This window comes from Hyphomicrobium methylovorum (genome assembly GCF_013626205.1).
Lineage (GTDB): Bacteria > Pseudomonadota > Alphaproteobacteria > Rhizobiales > Hyphomicrobiaceae > Hyphomicrobium_B > Hyphomicrobium_B methylovorum.
Genome location: NZ_QHJE01000001.1, coordinates 155,966 through 168,966 on the forward strand (window position 1 = coordinate 155,966; position 13,001 = coordinate 168,966).

Consider the following 13,001-nt stretch of genomic DNA (forward strand, 5'->3'; position numbering starts at 1 on the left):
CGGTCCTCGTATTGCCTTTACTTTTGCATCGCGTCGCGCACGCGATACCAAGTCTCGACGACCGGGACCGCGTGTTTGGCGATGGGGTGGAGGGGAAAACTCGGAAACGTCAGATCGTCAAACGCCGTGCGGCCATCGGGATCGCCGAGAAGCCGCAGCGCGATTTTGTTTCCAAAGTACGTCGCTCGCGAAACGCCGGTACCGCAATAGCCGAGCGCATAGTGGATACCCTGTCGCGTACGTCCAAGATGGGGAACCTCATCGAACGTGTATCCGATAAGGCCGTCCCACCCGTGGGTGACCTTCACATCCGAAAGCTCCGGAAAGACATGAAGCATATCGCGCGCGAGATGTCGGAATGCCGACGGGGATGCTCTGTCGACCAAGCGACCTACGCGACCGCCCCAGATAATGCGCCGCTCGGATGGCGCGCGACGGTAATAGTAGAAGACGCGGTTTGTATTTCCGTAGACCCGATTTTTGGGCAATAATTTCGCCAACAGCGTTTCGGGAATTTCGTCGGTCGCGATAAGGGCTGACCCTATCGGCACGATGCGGCGCTGCAATTCGGGGACGACGCCGCCCGTATAGCCGTTCGTCGCGATAATTGTTTCGCGACACCGGAGGTCGCCTTTGGCCGTCTTGACGGTGAACCCCTCGGGAGTTTCGTCAATCGAGAAGACCTCCGCGTGTCCGACAATAACTCCACCGGCCGATCTTACTTTATCAATAAGACCCTGATGATAAAGGCCTGGATGAAGTGAAGCATCGTTGGGCAGAACCGAACCCCCAAAAAATGCGTCCGATCCAATTTCGCTATGCTGTTCGGATTTCGGAACCATAAAACTTTCGACGCCCGCGACGCTTTTTAAATCCTCCATATCGCGCGCCATGGCCTCGAAGTGAGACGGGTGCATCGCGCCCCGAAAGCGGCCACAACGCTGGAAATAACATTCGATGTTTTCGCTCGATATGAGATGCTCGATGTAGTCGAGCATGCGCGTGCCTTCACGCAGAAGCTCTTCCGCCTTTCTGCGCCCGCGCAATTCTATCAGCTTCTTCACTCGAAATTTTTGATTGCCGCTGCCAATCTGACCACCGTTGCGCGTGCTGGCTCCAAATCCCGGAACATCGCGTTCAAGCACGACAACGGACCGGCCACGTTTTAGCAACGTGAGAGCTGCGGAAAGACCGGTAAAACCGGAACCGACAATCGCCACATCCGTCTGGGCCGGTAAGGCATCAGATATCTCTGTGTCACGCGGCGCGGCCATCCACCAATACGGCTGCAACGTCATTGCTTCGCTTGGCAACGAGTGGCCACGCGCCAAGTCCGTAGCGCGCAACTCATCGCATCGCACATTCATGCGGCCCATCCCAATCGACTCCGGCAAACAGTCAAAATCGCTTCGCTGCGTGTTTATACACATACAAATATATTGCACACAATGCAATTTTATTGTATTCGCCATGCCCGGGAAGAAATGCGCCAACGCTGTCTAAACAGCATAAAAAAACGCCCGAGGATCATATGAATTCACTCGATCACTGGAATTGGCGGGTGTCGCCGGGACAACAGGCTACTCCGGAAAATCTGACCATCGCCTCCGCTCAGCAGTTCTTAGCGCAAAACAATATCAGGTACGTCCTGGCTCAGTTTGTCGACATCTACGGCGTCGCGAAAAGCAAGGCCGTTCCTGTGAGCCATTTTGAAGACATTCTGAGCGACGGTGTCGGCTTTGCCGGAGGGGGCGTGTTCGGCATGCGGCTTGCTCCGCATGAAGCCGAGTACATGCTGGTTGGCGATCTTTCTACTCTCAAGCTTTTGCCGTGGGCGCCCGGCTACGCTCGTGTGATGGGTACCGGCACTGTCGGCGGCAAGCCGCATATGATGGACACGCGCAATATCCTGAAGGCGCAAATCGATCGCTTAGGCCAGCGCGGCTGGACACTAAATACCGGAATCGAACCGGAATTCAGTTTGCTCGAGCGGCGATCGGATGGCGAGGTGCGTCCGCTCGACGATACCGACACCCTGCAAAAGCCAGCATACGATTATCGCGGACTATCACGTGCCAGAACATTTCTGGAGCGGGTGACCGAAAGTCTTCAGGCGCTTGATATCGACGTCTATCAGATCGACCATGAAGACGCGAATGGTCAGTACGAGATCAATTTTAAATACGCCGATGCGCTGACCTCCGCCGATCACGTTACGCTCTTCAAGATGGCTGCCGCCGAGATCGCACATGAGCTTGGCGCTATCTGCTCGTTCATGCCGAAGCCGAAGAGTTCGATGACCGGCAATGGTATGCATATTCATTGCTCGATCGTTGATGAGGCCGGAAAAAATCTATTTCACGACGCGTCTGACTCGAGCGGAATGGGCCTGTCAAAGCTCGCATACTCCTTCACTGCTGGAATTCTCGAGCACGCCAAAGCGCTCACCGCGCTGCTCGCGCCGTCGGTCAATTCCTACAAACGTCTCGTCAACGGACGCACCGCATCCGGAACGACATGGGCGCCGGTCTTCGTCACTTACGGGGATAATAATCGCACTGCCATGGTGCGCATTCCCTATGGACGTATTGAATTAAGGGTCGGCGATTCCGGCATGAATCCCTATCTGGCGCAGGCCGCACTCATTGCTGCCGGGCTCGACGGCGTAGAGCGCAATCTCGATCCCGGCCCACCTCAGAATATCAATTTCTACGCGCTGACACCTGCCGCCATCGCAGCAAGCAATATCGATATCTTACCGCAAAGCCTCTCGGAGGCGCTCGATGCGCTTGAGCGGAGTCCTCTTTTTAAAGCGAGACTAGGCGCCGACTTCATCGACGAGTTCATCTCGCTGAAGCGCGAGGAATGGTTGGATTACCATCGGCACGTCTCCGATTGGGAAACTCGACGATATCTCACCTTCTTCTAAGAACACCGACAGGAGAGAATTATGTGTGGAATAGCGGGTCTTTTCATCAAAGACACGAAGCTTCAACCGCAGCTTGGATCGTTGCTCGCCGATATGACGTCCACGTTATGTAGCCGAGGACCAGATTCCGCGGGCTTCGCGATCTATAGCGAACCGCACTCAGGACGGACAAAGCTGACAATTGCGGGGCCAACAAAAAGTTACGACATCGCCAAGGCCAGCAAGAAGCTCGTCGAAGCGATCGATAACACTGCGCTTGTCACGATACGTCACTCCCATGCGGTCGTGACGCTGAAGTCTGATGACGTGTTGCGCGCCGAAGGCTGGCTTGCTGAGCATTTTCCGGAAGTCAGCGTCGTGAGTTCCGGCCAGCGGCTCGAAATTTATAAAGAGGTCGGGTATCCCGATCACGTTGCCAAGGAATTTGGCATCGCAAAGATGTCGGGCAGTCACGGCATTTCACATACGCGCATGGCGACCGAGTCGGCGGTGACGACCAATGGTGCGCATCCCTTCTCAACGGGCGCCGACCAATGTCTCGTACATAACGGGTCTCTTTCCAACCATGCTTCGCTCCGAAGAGACTTGAGACGCGAAGGCATAAAGATCTCCACGCAAAACGATACCGAGGTCGCGGCCGGCTACCTGACTTTGCAGATGAAAAGGGGCCAGTCGCTCGAAGGCGCGCTCAAGTCGAGCCTCGATGATCTCGATGGATTTTTCACGTTTGTGGTCGGCACCGAAAGCGGCTTCGGCGTTCTACGCGATCCAATCGCCTGCAAACCTGCAGTGATGGCGGAAACCGACGCGTACGTCGCATTCGGCTCCGAATACAAAACTTTGACGTGCCTCCCGGGAATTAAGGGCGCGCGCGTGTGGGAGCCGAAACCGGCAACAGTTTATTTCTGGGAGCATACCTGAATGACATCGGTTGACTTGGCAAAAACGTCAGTTCGGGAGCTCAATGCCGCGCTCCATAAGCTCAACAAAGATACGAACGACACGCTTTGGACGATCACAAATCCAAACGGCGAACATGCAATAGCCGTTGGCATCGATGCGCCAACGACGCTGAATATCGATGGCAACGTCGGATACTACTGCGGCGGCATGAACAAGCTGGCCAACATCGTCATCGACGGTAGCGCAGGACAGGGCGTCGGCGAAAACATGATGTCCGGCCGTATTCACGTCAAAGGTGACGCGAGTCAAAGCGCCGGAGCAACCGGTCGCGGCGGCTTGTTGGTTGTCGACGGCAATGCATCGGCACGTTGCGGCATCTCGATGAAGGGCATCGACATCGTCGTCAAAGGCGATATCGGACACCTCTCGGCATTCATGGGGCAGAACGGCCGGCTCGTCGTTTTCGGAGAAGCGGGCGAAGCACTCGGGGATTCTCTTTACGAGGCTCATATTTTCGTCCGAGGCCCCGTCGCCAGTCTCGGTGCCGACTGCATCGAGAAAGACATGCGCGACGAACACAAAGCCGAGCTTCTGGAGCTGCTCAAGGCCACTGGCGAAGCCCATAAAATCGATATCGCCGAATTCCGGCGATATGGGTCGGCACGCAAACTCTATAATTTCAACATCGATAATGCAGGAGCGTACTAATGACCAAGTTCGAGAGGAATTGGCTCCCAACACCTCCTCGCAAATCCGCTACGTTCGACGATGTCACGATGGCGGAGATCCGCCGTGCCGCTGCGACCGGCATCTATGATATTCGCGGCGGCGGCTCCAAGCGCCGGCTTCCGAATTTCGATGATCTGCTGCTTCTCGGAGCGTCGATGTCGCGCTATCCCCTCGAAGGGTATCGCGAGAAATGCGGGACGGGCGTGGTGCTTGGAACGCGCTTTGCGAAAAAGCCCATTGAGCTGTCCATTCCCATCACGATTGCCGGCATGAGCTTTGGCTCTTTGTCTGCAAATGCTAAGGAAGCTCTTGGTCGCGGCGCATCCTTATCCGGCACATCGACAACGACGGGTGACGGCGGAATGACGCCGGAGGAGCGCGGCCAATCAAAAACGCTCGTCTATCAGTATTTGCCGTCCCGGTATGGCATGAACCCTGACGATTTGCGCAAAGCCGACGCGATCGAAATCGTCATTGGGCAGGGCGCGAAGCCAGGTGGCGGCGGCATGCTGCTCGGTCAGAAGATTTCCGATCGCGTGGCGCAGATGCGCCAGCTTCCCAAAGGTATCGACCAGCGATCCGCTTGTCGCCATCCTGACTGGACCGGTGCAGACGATCTGGAAATAAAGATTCACGAGCTGCGCGAGATAACGGACTGGGAAAAGCCGATCTACCTTAAGGTCGGCGCTAGTCGGCCCTACTTCGACGTCGCGCTGGCGGTGAAGGCTGGAGCTGACGTCATCGTTCTTGACGGCATGCAAGGCGGCACCGCGGCCACGCAGGAAGTATTTATCGAGCACGTCGGTATCCCGCTCCTCTCGGCCATTCGCCCGGCGGTGCAAGCGCTGCAAGATCTCGGCATGCATCGAAAGGTTCAGCTTATCGTTTCAGGCGGCATTCGAAATGGAGCCGACGTCGCAAAAGCTCTGGCACTCGGCGCCGATGCGGTGGCGATCGGAACCGCGGCCCTCATAGCGCTTGGCGACAACGATCCGAAATGGGAGGCCGAATACAAGGAGCTTGGCACGACGGCCGGCTGCTACGACGACTGGCACGAGGGCCGAGATCCGGCGGGCATCACGACGCAAACCCCCGAACTGATGCAGCGGCTCGATCCGATTGCCGCTGGACGGCGGTTAGCCAACTTTCTGAAGGTCATGACGCTCGAAGCGCAGACACTCGCGCGGGCGTGCGGCAAGAACCATGTCCACAATCTCGAGCCGGAAGACCTCGCGGCGCTCACGATTGAGGCCTCAGCAATGGCCGGGGTGCCTTTGGCTGGAAGCAACTGGATTCCCGGCTTGGGGAGCCTCTAGCACGATTGCGCGGTAGCATAACTCCGGGGGCTCGAGCTCCCGGAGACATTCAAAGCAGCTCGATCACTCTCCATACATAATGATCGCTATAAACTTGATGCGATCATCGAGCAGCTTTTCCGGACCGTGAACCACGTTGCCGGAAAACGTAAAAGCATCGCCCGGTTCGATCAGATAAGTGTGATCTCCGAAGCGATATTCCATTCGCCCCTGGAGCATATAAATGAATTCCGCTCCAGGATGAGAAAATCGTGGGTACGATTCGCTTTTCTTATCCATCTCGATGAAGAAGGGTTCGAAAAGTTTTCGGGGTCCCCTATCGTAAGACAGGAGGCGATAGGTGTGTCCGTACTTCGTACCCACCCGAACGACTTCCATTTGCTCCGAGCGTTTGACGAGCTGTGCGCTGCCTTGGGTCATATCCGTCTCCCGAAAGAGATCGGAGAGCCCGATGCCGACTGCCGCACAAAGTCTTTCAAGGGAGTCCAGGCTTGCGGTGGCCATGCCGTTCTCGATGCGGCTCAGCATGGCGCTCGACAAGCCAGCTCCGACACTCAAGTCAGACAGCGTGAGATTGGCGGCCAAGCGATGCCGCTTAATAACAGCCCCGATCCGTTGTTCCAGCGGCACGTGGGCATGGTCACGTCTCTGGCTCAATTCCAGTGCCGACGGCTTGGCATCTCCCTGTTTTTTGGTTCCAGACTTTTCCTTTGCCATCGTAAGCCTTTCTGAATCGACCCTTTTATCGACGTAGGCCGACGAGTCCGTTGTCTTCTGCATAGCGCGATATTTGCCCCGCACAAAGTACGGGCGCCCAATTCCCTCCAAATAACGAGATGCAAACAATGCAAATATCTTGCATGTGATGCATTATTGCGAGAATATGCTGCGGGAATTTTTGACGAGCGACTCAAACACCAAAAAAAATCACCTAGGGAGTCTCACGCATGACGCTGCTCACGCGAGCTGAAGAAATAAGTCCCAATCCACAATCTGCCGAAGTCGGCGGTCTCCATCGCACCATTAATTGGAAAGGCGCATTCTGGATCGCTAGCGGCGTACCTGCGCTTGTGATGATTTCGATTGGTGGAATGGGGGCCACGGCCGGCAAGCTCGCGTTTCTGGTGTGGACCGTTTCGGTGTTGATGGGGCTGTGCCAAGCTTACAGCTACGCAGAGATCGCCGGACTATTCGCCAACAAATCGGGTGGCGCCGCCGTCTATGGCGCTGCTGCTTGGTTGCGCTACAGCAAAATCATCGCACCGCTGTCAGTCTGGGCCAACTGGTATGCTTGGACACCGGTGCTCTCCCTCGGCTGCACGATCGCGGCGGGATACATTCTGAATGCGATAGCGCCGCTTCCCGTTTTCACACCGGAGTCGCCGGAAGTTCTAGCCTGGCTGCATTCCGCAGCGAACGCTGCTGCCATTGACGGCAAGACCACAGCAGAAGCAGCCAAAATCGCCATCGCGGCGCTTACCGAAGCCGGTACGCCGATGTTGCGCAGTTTCACGCTCGCCAATTTCTCATTTTTTGGTCTCGTCAACATCGAGATCGGCTCGACCTTCTTCATCGGCGCGGCTTTGATGCTGATGGCGTTTGCGATCCAGCACCGCGGCGTTCTTGGGACGGCCCGCGTGCAGATGTGGATCGGCCTCATGGTCATCGTCCCGATGCTGATCGTTGGAATCGTGCCGTTCTTCAATGGTAGCGTTCACAGCGAGAACTATTTTCCGCTCATGCCGCCGGTCGGAGAATGGAGCAACGCCGGATGGACCCAGCTCTTTGGCGCCCTTTTCATCGCCGGATGGTCCACCTACGCCTTCGAGACGGCCGTTTGCTACACGCGTGAGTTCAAGAATCCGGCGGTTGACACCAAGAAATCAATCGTGAGTGCCGGACTCCTTTGCGTGGTGCTCTATTCGCTGGTGGCAGCGACGTTCCAAGGCTATCTCGGCCTTGACGGCATGACGTCACCCGGCATCGTGGATGGAACGGGCGTTGCGGCCGCGATGGGCCGGATGGTCGGCAGCGGATCAACGTTCGTCACACATCTTCTGGAAATGATGATGGTGATGGCCCTGATCCTCGCAATCATGATGGCGATGGCCGGTTCGTCTCGCACACTTTACCAGGGAGGCCTCGATGGGTGGCTCCCGAAATATCTTTCGCACACGAACGAGCACGGCGCGCCAACCAAAGCCATGTGGACCGATCTGGTCTTCAATCTCGGCCTACTCTCATTTGCGTCGTCAGATACGAATGCCTACTATTTCATCCTGTCGATCTCCAACGTCGGCTATATGATTTTCATCTTCCTGAATCTGCAGTCCGTGTGGATTCATCGCATCGATAGCCCCGATATTCCGCGGCCCTATCGTACACCCAATTGGTTGGTTGCCGTGAACGTGGGGCTCGGATTCTTCAACCTTCTGTTGATGGGTGCTGGCGCAAAAGTCTGGGGTAATCCGAATGCGCTCTGGTACGGCATCGGCTTTGGTCTCCTGATCCTTCCGGTATTTTTCTATCGGCACTATGTCCAAGACAAAGGTCAGTTTCCTGACCATATGCTGATGGATCTCGGTCTCAAGAGCCAGGATCTCGGGGCACGGCGCGCCGGCATGCTCCCCTACCTTGCGCTGGCGGTTGGCGCGGGCGTGGTCCTGTTCGGACACTATTACTTCCAACTTCCTCCTGCGTAACACGCAACCCGCGCGGCTCGACCGCGCGGGTTTGTTTGCAGCACAATAGGAATGACCATGTCGAAAGAAATTCTTTGTGCTGCAGACGACGCGCGGATCCCATCACGCAGTGGTCGCCGCTGGCAAGAAGTGCACAGCAACCGCTCAGTGATTGGATCGATTTCGCACCACTTGCTCTATCTGGGCGATCCCTACTGACGCTTTCCGAAGCCCGAGGCGTTAGGAACTTGCCGCGAGAGATAATCTCTTGCGGCCTTTTTTATGAGCCCGTGCGATCTGCGACACGAGCAAACGCGAACGCAAAGACCTCGAACTTCTGACGGTCGTCACTGAAAGATCGAACGGTTGAGTTCGTCCGCTTACTGCGTTGATGCAGCCATTCCGCATTTGAGGCATCTCCGGTCGCCATTTATCGACCGTGACACCGATGATTGTCGCCAAACCCTCTGCATCGAGCCGGCAAATGATCATATTACGAATTTCTATTTGTGACATCGATATAGTTGTGTAACTATGTCGGCACATCTGACGCCGGGGGGGCGTAGAGCGGTCGGGGGGAGTCGTGTCGGAGTTTGTATGCGCTGCACTTTTGGCAGCCACATCTGTTTGTTTTGCCGATTATCGAAGACGCAACGTCGGTAAACGCACTGCGAAAAACGGCGGTTTGACACCGGGCGAAGTGCGCGTTCCAGCAACGCGCGCCGACGCGCGAATCCGCGCGACTTAGCGCGCCTAGAGGCTTCTGGCGAAGCCAATCAACGCGCTTACAGCCAAACAACAAACAGCTGAGCCCATGTCGCCTGAGCAAATGGCGGCGGCAGGTTTGCACATGCGAATTTGGAAGGGGTTACAATGATAAAAAGATACTTTGCACTGAGCGGTACACTGCTTCTGATGCCGATGTCCGCCTTTGCGCAGGACGCGGAACCGGGTCTCGTCGAAGGATCGCTTCCGGCCGTCACCGTCTACTCGGAGAAGCAAGCTCAACAAGCGAAGCGCAAGGTCGCGAAGAAAAAGAGCGCTTCCAAAAATTCGCAGTCACCTGCGGCTAGCGCGCCAAATCCGTCTATGAGCGATGCTGATTTATCGCCAGTGACGTCAACCGGACTTGGGCTGGATAGCCAGGGTGTCAGGCCGCCGTCCGTTACGGCGCAAACCGTCGGCGGCGTGATCATCAGCGACCCGACGCCGGGCCGAGTGAGCAGCGTGAGTCGGGAGGGTTTGAACATCCTCGGCGGCGCCGGGCAATCGAGCTTTTATCAAGCTGCCGATATCATCCCATCTGTCCTGGTATCGAGCCCGGACCCCTTCGGTCTCAGCAATTCGCGGAACATCAATATCGGGGGCAAGTCCGATTTTCATCTTTCGCGCAATATCAACGGGCTGCCCATCATGGGCATCGTTGGTGCCAACGATCTCTACGATCTTCAGAACATCTCTCGGCTTGACGTGTATCGAGGCGTTATTCCTGCCGATCGAAGTCTCGGCATTTCAAATGCCACGGGTGTGATCGACCAAATCATTCTCGGGCCGCAGGATGCGCCATCCGTGTTCGCGGAGCAGAGTTTCGGATCATGGAACTTTAACAAGACCTTCGCGCGCATCGATACCGGCGTGCTTAGCACCGGTACACAGCTCTTCATTTCAGGTTCCACGGCAAGCGCCGACAAATGGTCAGGCGGCGGAGACGAGTCGCGGGATAGCTTTGCATTGGGTCTGAGCCAGAGGATCGGAAGCGACCTCAAGGTAGATTTCAATGCGGTCTATACCAAGTTCGATGGCAATCCCTATAAGGCGCTCACCTTTGCGCAGACAAAAAAACTCTCCGCCAACTACGGTCTGGACTACGACAAGACATTCGATCCGACCAACCCGACGAACTATTACAAGTTCAACAAGGTCAGCTCCGAAGACTATGCGTTCTTTGCAAACGTGGATTACCGCTTTGCGCCGGGCCAGCACCTCGTTTTCAAGCCCTACTACTGGAACAATGACGGCGTGCAGTACAACGGCTTGGCCCCAGTCAAGCAGGTGCAGATTTGGCGCCAGCAGAATGATAACCTTGGTGGCGTGCTCGAATATAACGGCCAGTTCGCGAGCGGAACGGATGTGACGGCTGGTTACTGGTGGCAGTCGTTGGCGCCGCCGCCGCCGCCAACCGATCAGCGTCGATTTAAAATTTCATCCACGGGCGAACTCAGTTTCTCCAACTGGAATACGATCGCGAAGATCGACAACTTCGTTATCAATAGCCCCTACGTTCAAGTTACACAGTCGCTCGGATCCGTCACGGTGTCGGGAGGCGTGCGCTACATGAGTCTCGGCGCGCCGGACATGCACTATTATATGACGGCCGGAGTTCCGAACGGCACGCTGGACGATGCCTTGTCATATCCAGGTCTGACTGAGTACGGCGACGCGTTTGTGACCGCGCGAGACTACAACGAGTTCCTGCCGAACATCGCGATTACGAAAGAATTCGGCAACGGGTGGAGCACGAACTTCGCTTACGGGCGCAATTTTGGCCGGCCTGACTGGGGACCCCAGGCGAGCAACTACATAAGCAACCGCGCGGCATTTCAGTCCAGGGGCGTCGATCTCCAGGATCTCGTGGACAATGTTCGGCCGGAAATCGCTGACCAGTTCTCCGCGCAGCTTCGCTATAGCGGCTCAGGATTGACCGTTGTTCCAGGCGTCTTCTATTCGAAGCACGACAATAAGCAGGTGAAGATCAACGACCCTGCCCTCAACAATCTCGCGTATTTCGTGGGAACGGGATCAAGCACGGAGTACGGCGCAGAACTGCAAGCGTCCTATAACTTCGGATCGCAATTCTTCGCGTTCGGATCGGCAACACTTTCGTCCGAAACCTTTGATGGTGACACCCAGACGTTAAGCGGCGGCGTTCCAATCGCGACGAACGGCAAGCAAATTCCCAACACGCCAAAAGCGATGTTGAAGGCTGGCGTTACCTATACGTGGAACGACCTCGCATTCACTCCTGTCGTTCGCATCATCGGTGAGCGGTATGGCGATGCGCAGAACCTGAACAAGGTGCCAGGCTATACGGTTGCCGATTTCAACGTGGCTTACAACGTTCGACAGAAGTTCGGTTTCGAAGAGGCAACGCTGAAATTGGGCGTCGTGAATATCCTCGACAAACAATACATCTCGCAAATATCGCCGAACGATACGGACTTGAGTTCGGATGCCCAGTATTACGTCGGTGCTCCTCGAACATTTATCGGGACCGTCGCGGTAAAGTTCTGAGGAACGGCGTAGGGGATGGCTTCGGCCATCCCCACTTTTCTTGCGGTCGGTGACGTTCGTTTCAGACTTGGATTTCTTATCATGCTCGACCGACGCCCGGCGATCCGAAATTTAGCGGCGCTCTGGCTCGCTGGCTTGCTCGTCTTGATAGCGGGTACGTCACCGGTCGCCGCTGGGCGCGTTCTGACTGACATGGCAGGGCGCGCGGTTGCTTTGCCGGACAAGGTTTCTCGGGTTGGAACGATTGGCGCCGTGCCCGTACTTAACAGTTTCGTTTTCGCGATGGGGGAAGCATCTTCGATCGCGAACAACCTGCCGCCTAATCTTGGCGGTCCGCGTTGGCGCTTTCAGTATGTCGTAGCTCCGGAGCTTACGAACCGCCCGATCATTCAATCCGGACAGGGCCCGAATATCGAAGGCGTGATCGAGGCCGCACCGGATGTCGTGCTGACCATGGACCGGACGACGATCGACCTGCTTGGCCGCAGCAACATTCCGGTGCTTTACCTTTCCTGGCAGAAGCCAGACGACGTTAAAGCGGTGATGCGTTTGCTGGGCGAGCTTTATGGCAAGCAGGAAAGCGCCGACGCGTACAACCGCTATTTCGATCAGATCATCGGAACTGTCGCTCGGCGTATCGATGGCTTGAAGGATGAGCAGCGGCCACGCGTACTCTACGCTAATCTTCAGCGCATGACGCAGCCGCATAAAATCGCGGAATGGTGGATTTCCAAGGCAGGCGGGCGGAGCGTCACCGACGATGGACGTGTTGGCGAAGCATTCAACTTCTCGACCGAGCAAGTGCTGACATGGAACCCCGAAGTCATCATCGTCACGTCGGAACAGGAAGTCGCTGACGCTTATGCGGATGCGCGACTTGCCAATGTCTCGGCTATCAAGAACAAGCGCGTCTACCCAATCCCAATGGGCGTCCACGTGTGGGGGAATCGCACGGTTGAGCAGCCGCTCACGATCCTCTGGGTGTCGAAATTGCTCCACCCGGATCTGTTCTCGGATATCGCGATCGAGGACGAAGTGCGATCGTTCTACAGCCGGTTTTTCAAGACGGACCTCAGCCAGAAAGATATCAGCACGATCCTGTCGGGCAGCGCAGGCGCCACCAAGTGATGACACTCTTGAACTGAGGATCAG

Annotated in this window: 9 protein-coding genes; 7 read left to right on the forward strand and 2 right to left on the reverse strand. The window is 56.2% G+C overall.

Annotated features, from left to right (window positions below):
- Nucleotides 1-17: 17 nt before the first annotated feature.
- On the reverse strand, nucleotides 18-1,367 hold the full coding sequence (locus tag DLM45_RS00755) for an NAD(P)/FAD-dependent oxidoreductase (RefSeq protein WP_181335096.1): 1,350 nt from the start codon (nucleotides 1,365-1,367) through the stop codon (nucleotides 18-20).
- Between the two features lie 164 nt (nucleotides 1,368-1,531).
- Between DLM45_RS00755 and glnT the strand changes: the two genes are divergently transcribed.
- From glnT to DLM45_RS00775, 4 genes are read left to right on the forward strand one after another with little or no spacing between them, the layout of a single operon-like run.
- Nucleotides 1,532-2,929, forward strand: coding sequence for a type III glutamate--ammonia ligase (gene glnT, locus DLM45_RS00760; protein ID WP_181335097.1), 1,398 nt, complete (start codon nucleotides 1,532-1,534; stop codon nucleotides 2,927-2,929).
- A gap of 21 nt (nucleotides 2,930-2,950) precedes the next feature.
- Entirely contained in the window at nucleotides 2,951-3,850 is a 900-nt protein-coding gene (locus tag DLM45_RS00765; RefSeq protein WP_181335098.1) for a class II glutamine amidotransferase, read from the forward strand.
- Nucleotides 3,851-4,540, forward strand: coding sequence for a GltB/FmdC/FwdC-like GXGXG domain-containing protein (locus DLM45_RS00770; RefSeq protein ID WP_181335099.1), 690 nt, complete (start codon nucleotides 3,851-3,853; stop codon nucleotides 4,538-4,540). It begins immediately after the preceding gene.
- Complete coding sequence (locus DLM45_RS00775) at nucleotides 4,540-5,877, forward strand: FMN-binding glutamate synthase family protein (protein ID WP_181335100.1); 1,338 nt, start codon at nucleotides 4,540-4,542, stop codon at nucleotides 5,875-5,877. Before DLM45_RS00770 ends, DLM45_RS00775 begins: the two co-directional genes overlap by 1 nt.
- A gap of 63 nt (nucleotides 5,878-5,940) precedes the next feature.
- Here DLM45_RS00775 and DLM45_RS00780 read toward each other — a convergent pair whose 3' ends face one another.
- A complete protein-coding gene (locus DLM45_RS00780) occupies nucleotides 5,941-6,594 on the reverse strand; it encodes a helix-turn-helix domain-containing protein (RefSeq protein WP_181335101.1) in 654 nt (217 codons plus the stop codon).
- A 230-nt stretch (nucleotides 6,595-6,824) separates the two neighbouring features.
- On the opposite strand from DLM45_RS00780, the gene DLM45_RS00785 reads away from it, so the two are divergent.
- The 3 genes from DLM45_RS00785 (at nucleotide 6,825) to DLM45_RS00795 (ending at nucleotide 12,977) form a co-directional block, all read left to right on the forward strand.
- Complete coding sequence (locus DLM45_RS00785) at nucleotides 6,825-8,579, forward strand: trimethylamine N-oxide permease (RefSeq protein ID WP_181335102.1); 1,755 nt, start codon at nucleotides 6,825-6,827, stop codon at nucleotides 8,577-8,579.
- 852 nt (nucleotides 8,580-9,431) lie between these two features.
- Nucleotides 9,432-11,849 (forward strand): TonB-dependent receptor domain-containing protein, encoded by a 2,418-nt coding sequence (locus tag DLM45_RS00790; RefSeq protein WP_181335103.1) that lies wholly within the window; start codon nucleotides 9,432-9,434, stop codon nucleotides 11,847-11,849.
- An 81-nt stretch (nucleotides 11,850-11,930) separates the two neighbouring features.
- Nucleotides 11,931-12,977: an ABC transporter substrate-binding protein gene (locus DLM45_RS00795; RefSeq protein ID WP_181335104.1), complete on the forward strand. Its 1,047-nt coding sequence runs from the start codon at nucleotides 11,931-11,933 to the stop codon at nucleotides 12,975-12,977.
- The last annotated feature ends 24 nt before the right edge of the window (nucleotides 12,978-13,001 follow it).